Below are 20,043 nucleotides of genomic sequence, written 5' to 3' on the forward strand. Positions count from 1 at the left end.
CCACGTGCCGGGTGAGGCACGGTGATGAGAGAAAAGGGGCGGATCGGTCGCACGCGGCTCAGCCTGCGGTGCGTCACACCCGCTATCACGGTAGCATGCCCGCCCGCCGTCACAAGGAGATCACATGCCCTACCTACCCATAACCATCGCGGGCGTCGAGGTGTTTCCGCTGCGCGATGCCGTGGGACCGATGGGAGAAGCCATCCGGCGACCGCTTCCGGAGATGTTCCCCGGCGGTTGCCACCACGACGGCGAGTGGATCCTGCACTTCCGCTGCTACCTGCTGCGTGACGCGGCGGGCCGGACCGTGCTGGTGGACACCGGGATCGGGCCGGCGGACTCGCCGGCGGCGAGCTGGGCGCCCGTGCCCGGATCGCTGACGGCCGAGCTGGCGCGGGTGGGAACCGCGCCCGAGGACGTGGAGGCGGTGGTCATCACCCACCTGCACAGCGACCACGCGGGCGGCGCCGTGATCGGCGGTGCGCCCGCCTTCCCCGGTGCCGAGTACGTCCTGCAGCGGAGCGAGATCGACGCGGCCTCCGAGGCGGTCCTCGACCACATCGTCCGCCCGCTGGGCGAGCGGGTCCGGGTGATCGACGGAGACGTGAAGCTGTTCTCCGGAATCCGGGTGGTCCACGCTCCCGGCCACACCCCGGGTCACCAGATCGTCCGGGTGGGCGAGCTCGCGCTGACCGGCGATCTGCTGCTCCACCCCTCCCAGCTGGCCGACCCGGAGGTGCCCTACCTCTACGACGACGACCCCGAGCTGGCGGCCAGGACCCGCATCGAGGTGCTGAACCGGGTCAGGGCGGAGGGCGGCCTGATCGCCACGGCTCACCTTCCGGAGCCGTTCATCGAACTGGCCTGAACCGGGAGCCGTTCGCCGGGCCCGGTTCCGGCTGGAAATTTCATGCTCCATTGACAGTGGGAAAACGCTTTCCTTATGGTTTGCCTGCGCGCCGACAAGCGTGCGTTCACTCGTGTGAGCAACTCGTGTGAACAGTGAGTACTCGCTGGGGGGAATCCAGACGCGGGTCCCAGGACCCGCTGGACCAGCAAGGAGCTCGGCTTGAAGAGCAGATTCGACAGAAGGGCGGCGGCGGCCACCATCGCCGTCATCGGCGCGCTCGCCGCCTCCGGGTGGACGGCCGCCTCGGCCGCCGCGGCCCCGGCACCCGGCGCGTACACCCTCGTCAACGCGGGCAGCGGCCTGTGTCTGGAGGTTCCCGGCGCCGGCACGTCCGACGGCGTGCAGCTCGCGCAGTCCGCCTGCGACGGGGACTCCTCCCAGACCTGGAACCTGACCGCCGTCAGCGGCGGATTGCAGCTCAAGGCCGCCCACAGCGGCAAGTGCGCGGGCGTCAAGGACGCAAGCACCTCCGCGGGCAAGGCCGTACAGCAGGAGGCCTGCTCGGGAGCCTCCTCCCAGACCTGGCAACTGACCGCCGCAGGGGCGAACCACCGGGTCGTCAACGCCAACGGCGGCAAGTGCCTCAACATCAAGGACAACTCGACCGCCTCCGGCGCCCTGGTCCAGCAGAACTCCTGCGACTCGGCAACGAGCAAGCAGTGGAAGTTCGTCCCGGCGGGCTCCGCGACACCGACGGCGACACCGACGGCGACACCGACGGCGACACCGACGGCGACGCCCACCGTGACGCCCACGGTCACCCCCACGGCGACGCCCACGGTGACCCCGACCGGTTCCCCGGGCAACGCCGACGGCCTGGTCGGCTTCGCCACCGTGGCCGGGTACGGCCGGACCGGGACGAGCGGCGGCGCCGGCGGCGAGACGGTGACCGTCAGCAGCTACGCGCAACTGGCGGCGGCCGTCGCCGACGACACGCCCCGCATCGTCCGCGTGTCGGGAACGATCACCGGCACCGGCGCCAAGATGCTGGACGTCGGCTCGAACAAGACCATCATCGGCGTCGGGACGAACGCGACGATCAGCGGGTTCGGGTTCGACGTCAACGGCTGGGGCCCGGACGAGGTCGCCTGGGGCGGTGATCTCTGCAGCCCCGCCAGCAAGGACAGGTTCACCCACACGCAGAACGTGATCATCCGGAACCTGACGTTCCGGAACTCCGCCGACGACTCGGTCAACGTGCAGTGCTACTCGCACCACGTGTGGGTCGACCACAACACCTTCCACACCTCCACCGACGGCTCGGTGGACGTCAAGCGCGGGTCGGACCTGGTGACGGTCTCCTACAACCGGTTCGTCGCCACGGACAAGTCGATGCTGCTGGGCCACAGCGACGGCAACGGCGCGCAGGACAGGGGCTATCTGCGCGTCACCTACCACCACAACTGGTTCGACGGGTCGAACACCCGCCACCCGCGGGTGCGCTTCGGCTACGCCCACGTGTTCGCCAACTACGTGGACGTCGAGGACTACTTCATCGGGCTGGGCGTGGGCGGCCAGATCTATGCCGAGAGCAACTACGTGAAGGGCGCGAAGACCATCACGGAGGACTTCGGCGACACCAGGCTGACCTGGACCGGCAGCAACTTCTACGACCCGGCCACGATCACCCGGGCGCAGGACGGCGGCAAGGAGCAGAGCGACTGGCTGCGCGCCGACGGCGGTGTCGCGGCGCCGCCGTACGCCTACTCGGCCGGTTCCGCCCCCTCGGCCCCGCCGGCCGCGGGCGCCGGTGCGGCCGGCGCGGACCGGATCCCGTAGCGGTTCCCCGCTCCGCGGCGTCCCGTAGGAGGTCCCCGCTCCGCGGCACGGCTGCTCCCCTCCGCATCCTGACCGTGCGGAAGTGAGCATCCCCTCAACGGGCCTCTCCCCTTCACACCCTGACCGTGGGAAGGAGAGAGGCCCTGCTCGTGGGCGCCGCCCGGACCGGGGTCCGGGAGGCTTCAGGTGCTCGGCTGGGCGGCCAGCAGACGACGGGTGATCGTCCGATAGCGCAGGACCTGTACGGCGCCGAGCATCCAGAATGGATACTGTACGGCGAACGCCCAGCGGAACGCCTCCGGCCCCGTCCCGCCGTGCAGGTCGAGGACGATGCCGATCAGGGCGATCACCGACATGGAGGCCACGAAGCCGCCGCCGTTGACGATGCCGGTCGCCGCTCCGATCCGGGTGACCGGGTTGAAGGTCCTGGCGTAGTCGAAGCCGATCATCGAGCCGGGACCGTTGGCCGCCAGGACGACCACCAGTACGGCGAGCAGCCAGAGAGGCGCCCGCCCCGGCCAGGCCAGCACGGCGGTCCACGCCCCGGCGGTGGTGCCGATCACGATGAGCACCAGCCGGGAGCGGTGGAACGGGAAACGCCCGGCGAGATAGCCGAGCAGCGGCCCGCAGACCATGCCGCACAGGGTCAGGGCGGACAGCAGCACACCCGCCGTGGACGGGTCCAGGCCGTGTCCCTGGACCAGGAACGGATACCCCCACAGCAGGAGGAATGCGGCGGCCGAGCACTGGGTGGCCGCGTGGGTCCACATGCCCAGGCGTGTTCCGGGCTCGGCCCAGGCGGCCTTCAGCCCGGGCGGGGCCCCGGCCGCGCGCTCCGGCCGGGAGTCGCGCAGGACCGTCAGGAGCAGCAGTACGGCCACGGCGCCCAGAGCGGCGGCGCCCAGGAAGGTCGGCGTCCAGCCGTACGAGCGCAGGGAGTGGATCAGCGGGACGGCCGAGGCGACCGCGCCGAGCTGACCGATGATGCCGGTGAGCTGGACCAGCACCGGGTTGCGCTGCGCGGGAAAGTGGAGGCTCACCAGCCGGATCACGCTGATGAACGTCATCGCGTCGCCGCATCCGATGAGCGCCCGGCCCGCGACTCCGCCCGCTAGCCCGCCCGCGAAGGCGAAGGCCAGCTCGCCGCAGGCCATCACCGCGGCCCCGGTGACCAGCATGCGCTTGGAGCCGAACCGGTCGACCAGCACGCCGACGGGTACCTGCATGGCCGCGTACACCAGGAGCTGGAGCATGGCCAGCAGGGAGAGCCCGGCCGCTCCCACACCGAGCCGGGCGGCGGCCTCGATGCTCGCGACACCGAGGGACTGGCGGTGGAAGACGGCGATGACGTAGGCCAGAACACCCGTGGCCCAGAAGATCATGGCTTTGGACCGTGGTGTCATGGGATGAATATTACTTTTGCGAACTTTGTGCTCCGATCGCGGGGGCGGAGCGGGGGTGAAAACGTCGGCGCCGGAAGGTAGCTTGGAGTCAGGCGTGGTTCCCGCGCCCGACCTCCTTCACCGGTGCTCACGCCACCGGCTCGCGGAGGTAAAGGGGACCCTGGAGTTCTCGGGACGCCGGTTGCACATGCCCTCGATCCGGTGGGGCGACGGGAGCGTGAGTCCCGGCGCGGCGCCGTGTCCAGGAGCATGAGATGACCAGCAACAAGTCCTTCAAGAGCCGCGTCCGCGCCCGCATGGCCAAGACCGGCGAGAGTTACACCGCCGCCCGCCGCCACCTCGTCCCCGACGGTCCCGGCGTCCCTGACGGCGCCGATGTCCCCGGTGTCCTTGACGTCCCCCGCGTCCCCGGCGGCGAGCCCATCGGGCAGCCCGAGGCACTCTCCGCCACGGCTCTCCCGTCCGGGGGATCCTCCGCTCCGACCGGGCGGTCCGGGGCCGTCCGTGACGTGACGCTCTCCGACGACGTGGTGGTCGCGCGGACCGGCCGCTCCAACGACGAGTGGTTCGCGCTCCTCGACGACTGGGGCGCCGCCGCCCGTCCGCACGGGGAGATCGCCCGCTGGCTGGTCGAGGAGCACGGCGTCCAGGGCTGGTGGGCGCAGAGCGTCACCGTCTCCTACGAGCGGGCGCGCGGTCTGCGGGCTCCCGGCCAGTCGCGCGGCGGCGACTTCTCGATCAGCGCGAGCAAAATCATCAATGTCCCGGCCGAGCGGGTCGTCGAGGCGTTCACCGACGACGACCTGCGCGCCCGGTGGCTGCCGGACGCCCCCTTCGAGATCCGTACCTCGCGCCCGGGCAAGTCCGTCACCGCCAACTGGGAGGGCCGGGCCGCGATCACTGTCGGCGTGGTCGCCAAGGGTGCGGAGAAGGCCCAGCTCGGTCTCCAGCACGGCAAGCTCCCCGACGCCGCGTCGGCCGCCGAGCTGAAGGCCTACTGGCGCGAGCGCGTGGCCGTACTGAAGAAACTCCTGGAGGGCTGACCCGCCGCGCGAGGGGACCACATGGTCCGGAGGCCGTACGGTCACAGGGCCAGACGGCGGACCTCCTCGGTGAAGCCGCTGACCCCGGCGCGATCGAGCCGGGCCGGCAGGCCCGCCAGATCCATCGACGGCCGCCGCGAGCACGTGCCGGTCAGCGGGGTCGGCACCGCTTCTGATAGGGGAGGACGTCTTCCAGGCGTACGCGACGGTGCCGTCCCGGCTGCTCGAACGGTATTTCACCCCCCGGGCTCGCTCCGCCGCCGGGGGTAGCGGATCAGGAGGCTGGCGTGGACGTCGTGCTCGCCGAGGACGGTGTAGGTGTGCGGGACGTCCGAGCGCCAGGTGACGTACTCGCCGGGCCCGGCCGTCAGGGGGGCGTCGGCCGGGCCCGCGCGCAGGGTGCCGGCGAAGACGGTCAGATGCTCGGTGACGCCCTCGGGGTGGGCGGGGGAGGTCTGGGTGGAGCCCGTGGGGAAGAACAGGCGGTAGAGCTCGTAGGCGGCGCCCTCCTCCTCGAAAGCCTGGAGCAGCACCCCCTGTACGGCGGTGCCGTGCACGACGGGGCCGGTGTCGACCACGGCGGCCAGGCCCACGCCGAGCTGGGCGGTCACCGTCCAGAGGGTCTCCAGCGTCGGGTTGCGGGTGCCGTTCTCCAGCCCGGAGAGCGTGGCCTTGCCGACGCCCGCCCGCCGGGCGAGCTCCGAGAGGGAGATGCCACGCTCCTCCCTCAACCTGCGGATTCGCCGACCGATGTCTGGGGTGTCGGAATCCGGGGTCGGACGAGGATTTTGTGCGCCGGGCTTCATGGAGCTATCGTGCAGCACGACAGCCGTTCCGTTTACGGAACGAATGTCCCCGGAGACATCGGAGGACGACGGATGAACCGCCTGCTGCAGCCGGTGCTGGCCGGGGTGGTGACCGCTCTGGTCGGGTTCGCCAGTTCCTTCACCGTCGTGCTGGCCGGCCTCCGCGCGGCGGGCGCCGACCAGGGGCAGGCCGCCTCCGGGCTGCTCGCCCTCTGCCTGGCCGTGGGCGGGACGGCGATCTGGCTGAGCGTGCGGTTGCGCACGCCGATCGCCGTCGCCTGGTCCACGCCCGGCGCGGCGCTGCTGGTCTCCACCGGCGCCGTCGAGGGCGGCTTCCCCGCCGCGGTCGGCGCGTTCGTCGTCTGCGGCCTGCTCATCGTCGTCGCCGGCCTCTTCCCCGCCCTCGGCCGCTGGATCTCGGCCATCCCGGCGCCGATCGCCGGGGCGATGCTCGCCGGAGTCCTGCTCGACCTGTGCGTCGCGCCGGTCAGGGCGCTGGTCGAGGTGCCGGGGCCGGCCGTTCCGGTCGTGCTGGTCTGGGCGGTGCTCAGCCGGGTGGCCCGCACGTGGGCGGTTCCCGGGGCGCTGCTGGTCGCGATCGCGGCCATCGCGCTCACCGGGCCGGGCCTGGGCGCGGTGGACGTACGGCCGGTGGCCGAGCTGACCGCGCCGTCCTGGAGCGCCCCGGCGATGATCAGCATCGCGGTCCCGCTCTTCCTGGTCACGATGGCCGCGCAGAACGTGCCGGGCATGGCGGTCCTGGCCGGGTACGGCTACCGCCCGCCGCTGCGCCCCCTGCTCGTCGGCACCGGCCTGGCCAGTGCCGTCGCGGCTCCGCTGGGCGGGCACGCGCTGAACCTGGCCGCGATCACCGCCGCCCTGGCCGCCGGGCCCGACGCCGGCCCCGATCCCGGGCGGAGGTGGATCGCCTCCACCACCGCGGGGATCTCGATGATCGTCCTGGGGCTCGGAGCCGGGCTCGCGACGGCCCTGGTCCTGCTCTCCCCGCCGGTGCTCATCGAGGCCGTCGCCGGGCTCGCCCTCCTCGGCGCGCTCGCCTCGGCGGTCACCGCGGCCGTCGCCGAGCCCGAGGGCCGGGAGGCCGCGGTGGTCACCTTCGCGGTCACCGCGTCCGGGGTGACCGTGCTCGGGGTGGGCGCGGCCTTCTGGGGCCTCGTCGCGGGCGGGTTGATGACGCTGCTGCACCGGGGGAGGAAGGCTCCGCAGGCCGTACCGGCCTCTGGTACGGCCTCTCATCCGGGCCCGGGCCCTGATCCGAATCCCGGACGGGACCGGGCCCGGACCTGAGTCCGGTCCCGGACCGGGGGCCCGGAACGGGACGGATTTACCCCACCTCTGCCACAAACTGCCTATTCTGGGACGTGATCGAACCGGACAGCCCCGGCCGGCCGCACCCGCCACTCCCACTGCCGCATCGATCCCGAGACCGCGAGACACCGGGAGGCACACGTGTCGGAACCGCACCCCCTGCGGCCGGACGAACCATCGCGGATCGGGGAGTACCGCCTCCTCGGGCGCGTGGGGACGGGCGGGCAGGGAGCGGTGTACCTCGGGGAGTCCGCCGCGGGCGTGCGGGTCGCCGTCAAGGTCCTGCACAGCCACGTCGCCGGTGACCCCAGGAACCACAGGCGCTTCCTCCGCGAGGTGGAGGCGGCCCGCCAGGTCCCCCAGTTCTGCACGGCGCGCATCCTCGACGCGGGCACGGCGGGCGAGCGGCCGTACGTGGTGAGCGAGTTCATCGAGGGGGAGTCGCTGGAGCAGCGGGTCGGCTCACGCGGACCCCTCGGCCCGCGTGACCTGGAACGGCTCGCGGTCGGTACGGCCACCGCCCTGGCGGCGATCCACGGCTCCGGGATCGTCCACCGGGACTTCAAACCCGCCAACGTGCTGCTCGGCCCGGACGGGCCGCGGGTGGTCGACTTCGGCATCGCACGCAGCACGTCCATGACCGCCACCTCCGCCAGCGTGGTCGGCACCCCGCCGTACATGTCGCCCGAGCAGCTCTCCGGGGAGGAGGTGGGCCCGCCCTCCGACATGTTCAGCTGGGCCGGCACCATCCTGTTCGCCGGGACGGGCAGGACCCCGTTCGGCCGTGACATCGCCATCGCGGCCCTGGTGTACCGGATCCTCCACCACGAGCCCGACCTCACCGGCCTCCCGGACGGCCTGCGGGAGATCGTCGGCCGGTGCCTGGCCAAGGCTCCGGGGAGCCGACCCACGGCCGAGCAGGTTCTGCTGGGCCTCATCACCGGCAACGGGACGGCCCGGTCCGACGTGCCGGTCTCCACCGGCGATCTGCTGGTCACAGCGATGGGACGGGTGGCGCACCCCTCGGCGCCCCCCGCAGCCCCCGCCTCCGGCACGGGGCCTTCCCCGATGGCGTCGTACTCCACCGGCCCGTCCCCGATGGGGGCGCAACCCACGGGTCCCTCCGGGTGGGTCCCGCCGCCCACCGGCCCGTCCTCCACCCGGCCCTCCGCCGGGGTCTCCCGGCGGAACCTTCTGATCGGCGGAGGCGCCGCGCTGGCCACCGGGGTGGTGGCCGGGGCCGCGGTCCTGATCCCCCGCTACCTGAGGGAGAAGGACAGCACGGTCGGAGCCCAGCCCGGTACGGAGGTCACCAGTAGCCTGCGGCCGTCCCAGTCCCATTCCCCGTCCCCGTCGTCCTTGTCCTCGTCCACGGGCGGTCCGTCGGCCTCACCCTCGGGGACCCCCTCCGCCGGCCCGAGCCCGTCCGGCCCGCTCCCGCCCGGCCGGGACCCCCTGGTGCTCCGCAACGGCCAGCTGGTGCAGGGCCTCGCGATCTCCGCAGACGGCCGTACGGTGGCCGCCGGATGCTGGGACGGCAAAATCCGTCTCTGGGAGGCCCCCTCCGGGAAGATGATCGACGAACTCGACGACCGCAAGTTCTACGTCGAGGGCCTGGCACTGAGCCCGGACGGGCGGACCCTGGTCAGCGTCGGCGGCGTGCAGGACACCGAGGCCCACGTGTGGGACGTCGGCTCCCGGCGCCGCGTGTCGAAATCCGTGGTGGGCTCCGTCTTCGCGCGGTTCAGCCCGGACGGCGGGCTGTTCGTCACCGGGAGCGGCTACGAGTGGGTCCGGCTCTGGCGGACCTCCAGCCGGAAGCAGGCGGGCGCGTCCATGCGGCACACCGAGTTCGTCCGCAACGCGGCGTTCAGCCCCGACGGGAGCCTGCTGGCCACCGCCGGCTGGGACGACAGGGTCCGGATCTGGCGCACCTCCGACGGCAAGGCGTCCGGCAGCCCGCTGACCGGGCACAAGGACAGCGTCAACGCGGTGGTGTTCCTCGACGGAGAGACCCTGGCGAGCGCGGGATACGACAAGGTCGTCCGGGTCTGGGACCTGTCCTCCCGCAAACCGGCGGGCGAGGCGTTCAAGGGCGCCAAGACGACCGTCAACACCATGGCGCTCAGCCCCGACGGGACCCTGCTGGCCGCCGGGACCGATCGCAACGGCGTCCTCCTCTGGGACGTCGCCACCCGCGAGCAGCTCCCCCAGCCCGTGCCCAAGGGCCAGATCCAGGCCGTGGCCTTCAGCGCCGACGGCACCGTCCTGGCCGTGGCCCTGGGCAACGAGGTGGGGCTCTTCGACGTCGCCAGCCTGCGCACCGCCTGACGCCGGTCGGGCGGTGTCAGCCGACGGTGACCGGGATCCGCTCGGAGGGGAGGGCGTCCGGCTCGTCCGGGCCCTCGTCGTCATCGTCGCCGGCCCCGTGCTCCAGGACCGGCAGCCAGCCGAGCCAGCGCGGCAGGTACCAGTTGGCCTCGCCGAGCAGCTTCATCGTCGCGGGCAGCAGGACCGCCCGGACGATCGTGGCGTCGATCAGGATGGCCGCCGCCAGGCCGATGCCCATCTCCTTGAAGGAGAGCAGCGACATCGTGCCGAAGATCGCGAACACCCCGACCATGATGAACGCCGCGCTGCTCACCACCCCGGCGGTCGTCCTGATCCCGTGGGTCACGGCCTGCTCGGTGGGCATGCCCCGGTCGAAGGCCTCGCGGATCCGGCTCAGGATGAACACGTGGTAGTCCATCGAGAGCCCGAAGAGGATCACGAACAGGAACAGCGGCAGCCAGCTCACGATCGAGCCGGTGGACTCGAAGTTCAGCAGGTTCTCGCCCCAGCCGTACTGGAAGACCATGACCAGCACACCGTACGCCGCGGCCACCGAGAGCAGGTTCAGCACGATCGCCGTCACCGCCGCCACCAGTGACCGGAACGACGCCAGCAGCAGGACGAACGCCAGCAGCAGGACGAAGGTGAAGACCAGCGGGACGGTGCTGCCGAGCTGGGCGTTGAAGTCCATCACCCCGGCCACGCTGCCGTAGACGTAGGTCTCGGCGACCAGCCCGACGGTCGGCGGGACGACCCGCTCCCGCAGGGTGCGCACGGCGTGCTCGGAGGTCTCGTCGGAGGGTCCCTTGCCCTTCAGCCCGAGGTTGAGGACCGCCACGGTCTTGTCGGGGTTCACGCTGACGCCGAAGAAGGCGGGGTCGATCTCACCGGTGCCGAGCGCGAGCTCCCGGAAGCGCTCGACCTCCTTGCGGACGTGCGGCGCGGTCACGTCGTCGGCCTTCAGCACGACGGCGGCCGGGGCCTTGTTGCCGGGGAAGGCCTCCTCGATGGCGCGGAAGGTGTCCATGACGGGGTAGCTGCCCTGCACGTCGGCGGTGCCGGGCTCGCCGGTGCGCAGGTCGAAGGCCGGGACCGAGAGGCCGACCAGCAGGCCCCCGGCCAGCAGCACCGAGACGATCGGGCGGCGCAGCACCGCGGTGAGGATGGCGTTCCACACGCGCCCGCCGCCCTCGCGCCCGCCGAGGACCCGCCGCCAGGTGCGGCCGGTGAGCTTGCGGACGGTGCCGTGCACGACCCGGGCGTCGATCTTGTCGCCGATCAGGGACAGGATCGCGGGCAACACGGTCATCGAGCCGACCATCGCGACCAGCACCACCAGGATCGTGCCCTGGGCGAATCCCATGAAGATGCCGTTGCCGGTCAGGAACATGCCCGCCATGGCGACGATCACGGTGATGCCGGAGATCAGCACGGCCCGTCCCGAGGTCGCCGCCGCGATCTCCAGGGCCCGCTCCCTGCCCCGGCCCCTGGCCCGTTCCTCGCGCTCGCGGCGGATGTAGAACAGGGAGTAGTCGACGCCGACGGCCAGGCCGATCAGCAGCATGAGGTTGGTGGTGGCCGAGTCGACGTGCAGGAACTGGCTGGTCAGCGCGAGCAGGCCGATCGAGCCGAGATAGGCGGTGAACGCCACCACCAGCGGGACCACGGCGGCCAGCAGCGCGCCGAAGGCGGCCAGCAGGATGCCGAACGTCAGCGGGATGGACAGCAGTTCGGCCCGGACCAGGTCGTCGCCGAGCACGTCGCCGATGAGCAGGCCGCTGCTGGCCTCGCCGGCCTGGCCGATCCGGAGACCGGGGTGCCCCCGCTGGACCCCGGCCACCGCGTCGATCACGGGCTGGACCCGTTCCTTGGCGGTCTTCCCCTCGCCCTTCATGTCGAAGGTCACCAGGGCCGAGCGCCGGTCCTGGCTGATGGGCGCGGGCTCCTCCGCGTCGTACGGCGTGCGCACGTTCTCCACCGCGCCGGTGGCGAGCACCGCCTTCCTGACGTCCTCCGCCACCGCCCGGAAGTCGGCCGGGGCGGTGGAGCCCTTGGCCTGGATCAGAACCGTCTCCCCGGCGACGTCGGGGAAACCGGCCGCGTCCAGGACGATCGCGGCCTTACGTGACTCCCCGTTGTCGTCCTCCCAGGGCTCCATCCCCTTGGTGCCGACCGCGTTGCCCGCCAGGGTCGCCGTCACGACGAACCCCACCCAGATCAATAACGCGGCCCAGCGGTGGCGCGCGCTCCAGCCGCCCACCGAGGCGGCGATGTTCCTTCGGCGTGCCATTCCCCCTGCTCCCTGCTTGATTTTTACTCATGAAGGTAGGGGCGGGGAGGGCGGGAGACATCGTCCGTGGAGACCGTCTGCGTCTCGCTCCGCGAGGGTAGGTGGCGTCATACCTGAGGTCTAGGGGATGGCCTAGGGGACAACCCCGATCCGGCCCTCATCGCGCAGGCCGGGCCGTTCGAGCCAATGATGTCTCTGCAGCGTGTGGAGGATGATTTTTTAGACTGTCGAGGGATCCGACGAGTTCTGCCGAGCCGCCGGCGGCCCCGGAGAAAGACCTCCGCCGGTACGGATGAGATCCGTACCGGCGGAGGGCGAGGGGGGAAATGAAGCGTTCGGTGTTCGGTGTTCGGGCTGAAGGCGGTTACCGGCTGTCGACCGTCCGCTCGTGGCGGCCGGCCACCAGGCGGTCGTTGGGCTGCTGCGGGATGTCGACCCGCGGGTGCGGGCCGGTGTCCTCGAGCCGGTCGTCGACACCGTCGCGGTCGCGGTCCACGGCCGGGTCGGTGGTCGTGGGAGTGGCTTCGAGCTTGCGCTCCAGTTCGCGCTTCTCCTCCTCCAGGCGGGCGACGCGGTTACGCGCCTCCATCCGGGAGTCACGGAGCTGCCGGCGGCGGGCGGCGGAACGGCGCATGCCGGACAGCAGCATGGCCAGGCCGAGCAGGAAGACCGCGCCGGTGGCGACTCCGGCGAAGAAGAACTCCAGCTGGGTGAACTGGAAGGTGCGGTCGAAGACCGTGAACGACGCGGTGGCGGTGGATGCGGCCGTCTCGTCCCAGGAGACCGCGATCACGGCCGCGCCCGCGAGCACGATCAGGAGAAGTCCCAGCACAATCATCGTTACTCACCTCGGGTATGTGTGTCGTGAACCTCAGCTGCCCCGGGAGAGCCGGATTATTCAGTCGGATTTCCATCCGGATCGTCCGGCCGGATTTTTCAGTGGGACAGCCGGATAGCTGAATCGCCGGGTTGTTCGCGTCGTCCGGCCGGATCGTGTTCACGGGCGCGTCGGCGGCCGGGCGGTCGCGTGAACCGTTTCGGGGCCGGGCGGCGGGCATCTACTCTGTCGTGATGGATCGCACCCGCCTTTACCGCAACGGCGTCCTGGTCAAGGAGAACTTTCCGATCGAGGATGTGTCGGAGTGCATCGGCGAGCCCGGTGCGGTCGTGTGGTTCGACATCTGCTCGCCCACCGAAGCGGATCTGACGAAGATCGGCGAGGAGCTCAGCCTGCACGAGCTGGCGGTCGAGGACGCCCTGCACGACAACCAGCGTCCCAAGCTGGACAGCTACGACAGTCACCTGTTCATCACGGTCTACGCCGCCGAACTCGTGGACCGGAAGATCGAGCTCGTCGAGCTTTCGATCTTCGTGATGAAGAACGCGCTGGTCACGGTCCGGGAGAACGGTGACTTCGACATCGAGGCGGTGGTCCGGCGCTGGGACGCGAGCCCGGAGATGGCCAAGTACGGCGTGCCGTACCTGCTGCACGGCCTGCTCGACCACATCGTGGACGGCTACTTCGAGGTGCTGCAGCCGCTGGACGACCGGGTCGAGGCGCTGGAGGACGAGCTCTTCAACGGCCTCCCGGACGACCTGCGCCCCCGCCACCGCGAGACCTTCCAGCTGCGCAAGAACCTGGTCCGGTTCCGGCGGCTGGCGATGCCGATGCGTGACGTCGTCGGGAGCCTGCTCCGCCGGGGCGGAGAGGTGCTCGACCCCGCGCTGATCCCGTACTACCAGGACGTCCACGACCACACTCTGCGGGCCGCCGAGTGGACCGACTCGCTCCGGGAGCTGCTGGGCAACATCCGCGAGGCCCATCAGAACCAGCAGGGGTTCAAGCTCAACCAGATCATGAAAAAGGTCACCAGCTGGGCCGCGATCATCGCGGTCCCCACCCTGATCACCGGCTTCTACGGGCAGAACGTGCCCTATCCCGGCTCCGGTGAGCCGATCGGCTTCTGGTCCTCGACGGTGCTGATCGTCGCCGGGAGCCTGATGTTGTACCGCATGTTCAAGAAGCGCGACTGGCTCTGAACGGGTCCGGCGGATGATCGCCGTACGGTGATCATGGTGCGCCGGGCCGGTGTCAGGCGCGCGGAGACCGGGAATCAGTAAAATCTGGGTCGTCAGGCGGCTTCTCGACCCTCTGTGGAGGCACCGTTGAGCGCACGCGGGGTGGCCGCCGCCCTGCTGGGCGCCCTGGTGATGTTCTCCGTGGTGAGCCGGGAGGACACCGGGGCGGCGCTCCAGGGCGAGGCCCGGGTGAGAGCGGCCCCTCTCGACAACCCCTCGGGGACACGGCCGGGACTGGCCCCCGTGACCTCCGCCGGCGACAGGGCCGAGGCGGTCAGGCTGATCCGCAGGCTGGCGGTCGCCCCGATGGGCTCGAAAGCCGGTTACTCGCGGGCCCGGTTCGGCAGGAACTGGGCGGACACCGCGACCGGTGTGCCGTACGCCCGCAACGGCTGCCGTACCCGCGACGACCTGCTCGCCAGGGACGGTGAGAAGGTGCGATACCGCAGCGGGTCGGACTGCGTGGTGGTCGCGATGGAGCTGCGCGACCCGTACACGGGCAGGACCATCCGCTGGAGCAGGAAGCGCGCGGACGAGGTGCAGGTCGACCACGTCATCCCGCTCTCCTACGAGTGGCGGATGGGCGCCCGGCGCTGGTCGGCGGCCAAACGGGCGCGGATCGCCAACGACCCGCTCAACCTGATGCCGGTGGAGGGAGACGTCAACGAGGCCAAGGGGGGGCTGGGCCCGGCCCGGTGGCTCCCGCCCCGCAGGAAGGTCCGCTGCGCCTACGCCGTACGGTTCGCCCAGGTCGCACTGAAGTACGACCTGCCGGTGACCCGCGCCGACAAGGCCGCCATGCTCGCCCAGTGCCGCTGACGGGCCGGTGTCCGGCGACCGGCGCGGGTCTTCTATCCTTCCAAGTCGACCCATGATCTGGCAGGCGAAGGAACTCCCGTGACCTCTTCGGCCCCGTCCACCTCCCCGACCCTCAGCACCGCCGAGCTGATCGCCCTGCGTGACAGCGCGCGAAGCGACTACGCCAAGCTGGTCGAGCGCGGCCTCTCCCTCGACCTCACGCGCGGCAAGCCCTCGCCGGACCAGCTCGACCTCGCCGCCGAGATGCTGACACTGCCCGCCGGGGGCCACCGCGCGGCCGACGGGACCGACACCCGCAACTACGGCGGCCTGCACGGCCTCACCGAGCTCCGTGAGATCTTCAGCGGCCTGCTCCAGGTGCCCACGGCGCAGCTGATCGCGGGCGGGAACTCCAGCCTCACGCTGATGCACGACTCCGTCGTCCACGCGATGCTCAGCCCCCTGCCGGGAGCCGGGCGCCGCTGGGCCGACGAGGAGCGGATCGCCTTCCTGTGCCCGGTCCCCGGCTACGACCGGCACTTCGCCCTGTGCGAGCGGTTCGGGATCGAGCTCATCCCGGTGCCGATGACCGCCCAGGGACCCGACATGGACGTCGTGGAGCGACTGGCCGGTGAGGACGCCCAGATCAAGGGCATCTGGTGCGTGCCGAAGTACAGCAACCCGGACGGCGTCTGCTACAGCGACGAGACCGTGCGCCGCCTGGCGGGGATGCGGGCCGCCGCCCCGGACTTCCGGATCTTCTGGGACAACGCGTACGCCGTCCACCACCTGACCGACACCCCCGTGGAGATCGCCGACCTGCTGGCGCTGTGCGCCGAGAGCGGAAACCCCGACCGGCCCTTCATCTACGGCTCCACCTCGAAGATCACCTTCGCCGGCGCCGGCGTCGCCTTCTTCGGCTCGTCCCCGGCCAACGTGTCCTGGCTCCTCGGGCACCTGGCCAAGAGCACGATCGGCCCCGACAAGATCAACCACCTCCGCCACGTGGAGTTCCTCCGCGACGAGGCCGGGGTCCTGGAGCACATGCGCCGCCACCGGGAGCTGCTCCGGCCGAAGTTCGACGCGGTGGAGACGATCCTCGCCAAGGAACTGGGCGGCACGGGCCTGGCCTCCTGGTCCACCCCGCAGGGCGGTTACTTCGTCAGCCTCGACGTGCTGGAGGGGTGCGCCCGGGAGGTGGTGCGCCGCGCTGCGGAGGCCGGCATCGCCCTGACCCCCGCCGGGGCCACCCACCCCTACGGTGACGACCCCCGCGACAGCACCATCCGCATCGCGCCGAGCTACCCGGGCCTGGAGGAGCTGGAGGCGGCCATCACCGGCCTGACCGTCTGCGTGCGCCTGGTCGCCACCGAGAAGCTGCTGGAGAGCGCCCGATAGCCGCCCGGACGCCGCCCGTACGCGACCGGCGCGGAGGAGCACGTGCGACCGCCAAGTGCGTACCGGGCCGGAAGGGCCGCGGATGTCACACGATCGCGGGCTGTCTCGTCCTCGTTCCGTGAACGCCCATAGCGTGGATGATCGTCACATGGACGACGAGGAGCTCGCGGCCGAGTTCGTCGCGATCCGGCCCCGGCTGGTGGGGGTGGCCTACGGGCTGCTCGGTACCGTGGACGAGGCCGACGACGTGGTGCAGGACGCGTGGCTGCGCCTGGTCAGGGCCGACCGCGCGCAGATCGACGACGTCACCGGGTGGCTGGTGGTCACGGTCTCCCGGCTGGCCCTGGACGTGCTCCGCTCGGCGCGCGTGCGCCGGGAGGAGTACGTGGGGCCGTGGCTGCCCGAGCCCGTCGTGACGGACGGGGACCCGGCCGACCGGGTGACGATGGCGGAGTCCATGAGCATGGCCATGCTGGTCGTGCTGGAGTCGCTCAGCCCGGCCGAGCGCACCGCGTTCGTCCTGCACGACGTGTTCGGCCTCTCGTTCGCCGAGGTGGGCCAGGCGGTGGGGCGCACCCCCGCGGCCTGCCGGCAGCTCGCGGCCCGTGCCAGGAAGCACATCTCGGCACGGGCCCCCCGGTTCGACGTGGACGCGGCCGAACACCGCAAGGTGGTGGACGCCTTCGTCGAGGCGACGGGCGGCCGGAGCATGGACGCCCTGCTGGCGCTGCTCGATCCGGACGTGGTGCTGATCAGCGACGGCGGTGGAACCGTGAGGGCGGCGCGGAGGCCGATCCTCGGCGCGGAGAAGGTGGCCCGGTTCCTGATCGGGGTGTCCGAGCGGTTCGGCACCGGCACGAGGCAGCGGCAGTCGACGGTCAACGGCCGGCCGGGACTGCTCCGCTTCCGCGGGGACGAGCTGATCGGCGTCACGGGGCTGACCGTGGCGGGCGGGCGGATCACAGAGATCGACATCGTGCTGAACCCGGAGAAGCTGAGGAGAGTCAGATGAAGCAGCGGATGAACGTCGCGGAGCTCGCCCCGGAGGCGTACAGGGCCATGCTGGGCCTGGAGCGATTTCTGAACGGGAGCAGCCTGCCGCACAGCACCCTGGAGCTGGTCAAGCTGCGCGCCAGCCAGATCAACGGCTGCGGTTTCTGCGTGGACATGCACTCCCACGACATGAAGAAGGCCGGGGAGAGCGACGAGCGGATCTTCGCGGTCGCGGCCTGGCGGGAGGCGCCGTACTTCACCGACGCGGAGCGGGCCGCGCTGGCCCTGACCGAGGAGGCCACCCGCCTGGCCGACCGGGGCGAGGCCGTGCCCGACCCGGTGTGGGAGGAGGCGGCCCGGCACTACGACGAGGAGACGCTGGCCGCGCTGGTGGTGGCGATCGCCACGATCAACGCGTGGAACCGGATCGGCGTGACCACCCGCCTGGTCGCGGGCTCGCACCGCCGGTCCTGAGCGGTGGCGGGCTCGCGTCGCCGGCCTGGGCGGTCGCGGGTCCGCGCCACCGGGCTTGAGCCGTACGGTCGTGACGGATCCGGGCCCGCACCGGGTTGCGGCACCCGGTGCGGGCCCGGGTCTCTCCCGGGCCGGGTCGTGTCCGGCACTCCCTAGCGGGGTTCCCGCAGGTGTTCGGTGATCCGGCCACGGCTCCCGATGGCGTCGGCCGTGACCTTGGTGTCCCGCTCCCCGGGGGTGATGTCCTCACCCTCGTCGGGAGAGCGCGGGATCGACCGCAGGATCTCGTCGAGGTTGTCATACGTCCCCAGCGGCAGGGCGGCCAGGACGCGGAGGACCGCCGCCTCCGCGCCGGCGTTGGTCGCCTGCTGGATCACTTCCTGCTTGTCGGCCGGGTAGTCCAGGCTCAGCAGGGCCTGCCGGACGAGACCGGGATCAGTGGTCCGCGTCATGTCACTCTCCTCCCTGCCGGCCCCGGGAGGGCCGCTCGGCCTTGGGCCCGTCGGCGCGGGCCGTGGCCTTCCTGGGGCGCTTGTCCGGATCGGACTGCATGCTCTTGTTGACGCGTTCCTTCAGTTCGTCTTCGCTCAGCCCCTGTTTCTCCAGCCGTTGGCGGAGTCTGGCACGTTCCTTGTCATAGGAGTGACTACCGGGACGAGGCATGAGACATCACTTCCTTTCCCCCCTCCTTCCGTGCGTTACCCGGCTCACCAGGGACCACACCTGACCCGGGGAGCGGGGAGGACGCAGGCCGTACGGCTCCGCGCTCCGAGTGGTCCTCTCCGGCGGGCGGGGCGGGCCTGCGGCCGCGGAGGGGCGGGGGCACGGGTCCGCGCGTGGAGCCGTGCCCCGGGATGGCGAGCCTTTCCCGCCGTCCTGTCTGTCTCCGTCGGGAACGGCACGTGCCGTTCCGGTAAGGTGGCGGCATGACATCCCAGGGCCCGACCGGAGCCGCCGATCGCACGAAGGTGATCATGCGTGCCACGCTCGGCCTGGCGCAGGAGGTCGGCTAGACGAAGCTCAGCATCGAGGCGGTCGCGGCCCGCGCCGGCGTCGGCGTCGGCAAGCACACGATACTTCAGACTGCTGATCACACAGGAGCCGCTGACGCACGACTACGTCGACCGCGTGCTCGAAGCACTCTTCGCCGGGATGAGGCCCCGGTCGTGAGAGGGGGAGGACGCCGATGAGCGCGCGACCGTACGGACCCCGGCCGGTCTGGCGCGACGTGCGCCGTTATCTCAACGGGCACCGTCACGACCTCGCGCGGGCCGCCGACCGGCTCTATCCGGACCTGCCGAGGGTCGGCTCGACACACCTGCTCACCAGGGCGGAGTGGACGCTCGACCGCCCCCTCCCGCTCGACCGGCTCGTCCTGCGATGGACCGACCGCTCCCCCGCACCGGCGGTGACCGGCCGCGAGGCGGAGGCCGGATCCGCGCTCCCGCCGGGCACGCCGTCCTACGCCCAGGCCATGGAGGCTCTCGACAGGCCTGGGATGTTCGAGAACCGCACGTGCTACCGGTTGCTCGACGTGGCCTGGCCGGAACTGGGCTTCACCCGCGGCCGCTACTTCGACGGGGTCGACGTCGGCGAGGCGGTGGCCCACGAGTTCGCGGCATCCCGCCTCCCCGGGACGGCGGGACCTCCCGGGGAGGCGGGACCTTCCGAGGAGGCGGAACTTTCCGAGCTTTCCGGGGAGGCGGGGCTTCCCGGAACGGCGGGGCTGCCCTTCCGCCGGCTCGCCGGCGACCCCACCGACCTGCGCTCCCGGACGGCGCTCCCGGCGGTCTCCATGCTGACGCTCCGGCATGACGGCCGTACCGGGGCGATGACGTTCGTGCTCCACTGGCGCGACCCCGCCCGGGTCGCGCACGGAGGCGGGCTCTACCAGGTCATGCCGGTGGGGGTGTTCCAGCCCGCCGAGGAGACTCCGCACGCCGAGGCCGCCGACTTCGACCTGTGGAAATGCACGGTGCGCGAGTACGCCGAGGAGTTCCTCCGGCGGCCCGAGGTGTACGGCGACGCCTTCGACTACGAGACCTGGCCCCTCTACCGGGAGCTGGCCGACGCCCGCGAGAGCGGCCGGCTCCACTCCTCCGTCCTCGGCATCGGGGTGGACCCCCTCACCTTCGCCACGGACATCCTCGCGGTGACCGTGATCGAGGCGGACGTCTTCGACGCGGTCTTCGGTGACATCACCGCCTCGAACGAGGAGGGACGGGTCGTCGGGGCACGGGGAATCCCGTTCGACGCCGACACGGTGAGCCGGTACGTCCACCACGAGCCCATGCAGGCGGCCGGCGCAGCCGTCCTCCAACTGGCCTGGAAGCACCGCCACGACCTCATCTCCTCGCCGTTCTGCGGTCGTGAACAGGTCACATGACACCGGTTTCCCGGCAGCGGCGGC

General features: G+C 71.5%; 18 protein-coding genes. 11 read left to right on the forward strand and 7 right to left on the reverse strand.

Going from position 1 to position 20,043, the window contains the following annotated elements; genetic code table 11:
• The first annotated feature begins 124 nt into the window (after positions 1-124).
• A complete protein-coding gene (locus tag IEZ08_RS10315) occupies positions 125-868 on the forward strand; it encodes an MBL fold metallo-hydrolase (protein WP_068920651.1) in 744 nt (247 codons plus the stop codon).
• Positions 869-1,069: 201 nt separating this feature from the next.
• Positions 1,070-2,689: a pectate lyase family protein gene (locus tag IEZ08_RS39455; protein ID WP_203863325.1), complete on the forward strand. Its 1,620-nt coding sequence runs from the start codon at positions 1,070-1,072 to the stop codon at positions 2,687-2,689.
• A 182-nt stretch (positions 2,690-2,871) separates the two neighbouring features.
• Here the strand turns inward: IEZ08_RS39455 and IEZ08_RS10330 are convergent, their stop codons facing one another.
• Positions 2,872-4,092, reverse strand: a complete 1,221-nt coding sequence (locus tag IEZ08_RS10330) for an MFS transporter (RefSeq protein ID WP_229803026.1) — start codon at positions 4,090-4,092, stop codon at positions 2,872-2,874.
• Positions 4,093-4,346: 254 nt separating this feature from the next.
• Here IEZ08_RS10330 and IEZ08_RS10335 point away from each other — a divergent pair, with 254 nt between their 5' ends.
• Entirely contained in the window at positions 4,347-5,135 is a 789-nt protein-coding gene (locus tag IEZ08_RS10335) for a DUF4287 domain-containing protein (RefSeq protein ID WP_189242057.1), read from the forward strand.
• Between the two features lie 41 nt (positions 5,136-5,176).
• Here IEZ08_RS10335 and IEZ08_RS40215 read toward each other — a convergent pair whose 3' ends face one another.
• On the reverse strand, positions 5,177-5,302 hold the full coding sequence (locus tag IEZ08_RS40215; RefSeq protein WP_268249322.1) for a hypothetical protein: 126 nt from the start codon (positions 5,300-5,302) through the stop codon (positions 5,177-5,179).
• A gap of 69 nt (positions 5,303-5,371) precedes the next feature.
• Positions 5,372-5,941 (reverse strand): helix-turn-helix domain-containing protein, encoded by a 570-nt coding sequence (locus IEZ08_RS10340; RefSeq protein WP_068920654.1) that lies wholly within the window; start codon positions 5,939-5,941, stop codon positions 5,372-5,374.
• Positions 5,942-6,013: 72 nt separating this feature from the next.
• Between IEZ08_RS10340 and IEZ08_RS10345 the strand changes: the two genes are divergently transcribed.
• Both IEZ08_RS10345 and IEZ08_RS10350 read left to right on the forward strand, forming a co-directional pair.
• Positions 6,014-7,249 carry a benzoate/H(+) symporter BenE family transporter gene (locus IEZ08_RS10345; protein WP_068920655.1) on the forward strand — a complete coding sequence of 412 codons (1,236 nt, stop codon included), beginning with the start codon at positions 6,014-6,016 and terminating at the stop codon, positions 7,247-7,249.
• Between the two features lie 162 nt (positions 7,250-7,411).
• Positions 7,412-9,601, forward strand: coding sequence for a WD40 repeat domain-containing serine/threonine protein kinase (locus IEZ08_RS10350; protein ID WP_189242058.1), 2,190 nt, complete (start codon positions 7,412-7,414; stop codon positions 9,599-9,601).
• A gap of 16 nt (positions 9,602-9,617) precedes the next feature.
• Here the strand turns inward: IEZ08_RS10350 and IEZ08_RS10355 are convergent, their stop codons facing one another.
• Complete coding sequence (locus tag IEZ08_RS10355; RefSeq protein ID WP_189242059.1) at positions 9,618-11,891, reverse strand: MMPL family transporter; 2,274 nt, start codon at positions 11,889-11,891, stop codon at positions 9,618-9,620.
• Positions 11,892-12,255: 364 nt separating this feature from the next.
• On the reverse strand, positions 12,256-12,729 hold the full coding sequence (locus tag IEZ08_RS10360) for a hypothetical protein (protein WP_141703497.1): 474 nt from the start codon (positions 12,727-12,729) through the stop codon (positions 12,256-12,258).
• Positions 12,730-12,962: 233 nt separating this feature from the next.
• Between IEZ08_RS10360 and IEZ08_RS10365 the strand changes: the two genes are divergently transcribed.
• The 5 genes from IEZ08_RS10365 to IEZ08_RS10385 all read left to right on the forward strand — a co-directional run bounded on the left by IEZ08_RS10365 (position 12,963) and on the right by IEZ08_RS10385 (position 17,633).
• Entirely contained in the window at positions 12,963-13,931 is a 969-nt protein-coding gene (locus IEZ08_RS10365; RefSeq protein ID WP_068928295.1) for a magnesium transporter CorA family protein, read from the forward strand.
• A gap of 126 nt (positions 13,932-14,057) precedes the next feature.
• Positions 14,058-14,789 (forward strand): HNH endonuclease family protein, encoded by a 732-nt coding sequence (locus tag IEZ08_RS10370; RefSeq protein WP_203863323.1) that lies wholly within the window; start codon positions 14,058-14,060, stop codon positions 14,787-14,789.
• Between the two features lie 78 nt (positions 14,790-14,867).
• Positions 14,868-16,166 carry an aspartate aminotransferase type Ic gene (locus tag IEZ08_RS10375; protein WP_068920659.1) on the forward strand — a complete coding sequence of 433 codons (1,299 nt, stop codon included), beginning with the start codon at positions 14,868-14,870 and terminating at the stop codon, positions 16,164-16,166.
• A gap of 148 nt (positions 16,167-16,314) precedes the next feature.
• Positions 16,315-17,178 (forward strand): RNA polymerase sigma factor SigJ, encoded by an 864-nt coding sequence (sigJ, locus tag IEZ08_RS10380; RefSeq protein WP_068920660.1) that lies wholly within the window; start codon positions 16,315-16,317, stop codon positions 17,176-17,178.
• Entirely contained in the window at positions 17,175-17,633 is a 459-nt protein-coding gene (locus IEZ08_RS10385; protein ID WP_068920661.1) for a carboxymuconolactone decarboxylase family protein, read from the forward strand. The genes sigJ and IEZ08_RS10385 overlap by 4 nt, the downstream gene beginning before the upstream one ends.
• 152 nt (positions 17,634-17,785) lie before the next feature.
• Here IEZ08_RS10385 and IEZ08_RS10390 read toward each other — a convergent pair whose 3' ends face one another.
• Positions 17,786-18,085 (reverse strand): DUF2795 domain-containing protein, encoded by a 300-nt coding sequence (locus IEZ08_RS10390; protein ID WP_068920662.1) that lies wholly within the window; start codon positions 18,083-18,085, stop codon positions 17,786-17,788.
• A 1-nt stretch (position 18,086) separates the two neighbouring features.
• A complete protein-coding gene (locus IEZ08_RS10395) occupies positions 18,087-18,296 on the reverse strand; it encodes a hypothetical protein (protein WP_084779473.1) in 210 nt (69 codons plus the stop codon).
• Between the two features lie 523 nt (positions 18,297-18,819).
• Between IEZ08_RS10395 and IEZ08_RS10400 the strand changes: the two genes are divergently transcribed.
• Complete coding sequence (locus tag IEZ08_RS10400; protein ID WP_068920663.1) at positions 18,820-20,019, forward strand: hypothetical protein; 1,200 nt, start codon at positions 18,820-18,822, stop codon at positions 20,017-20,019.
• The last annotated feature ends 24 nt before the right edge of the window (positions 20,020-20,043 follow it).

The sequence above is a fragment of the Planobispora rosea genome (assembly GCF_014648175.1).
GTDB lineage: Bacteria > Actinomycetota > Actinomycetes > Streptosporangiales > Streptosporangiaceae > Planobispora > Planobispora rosea.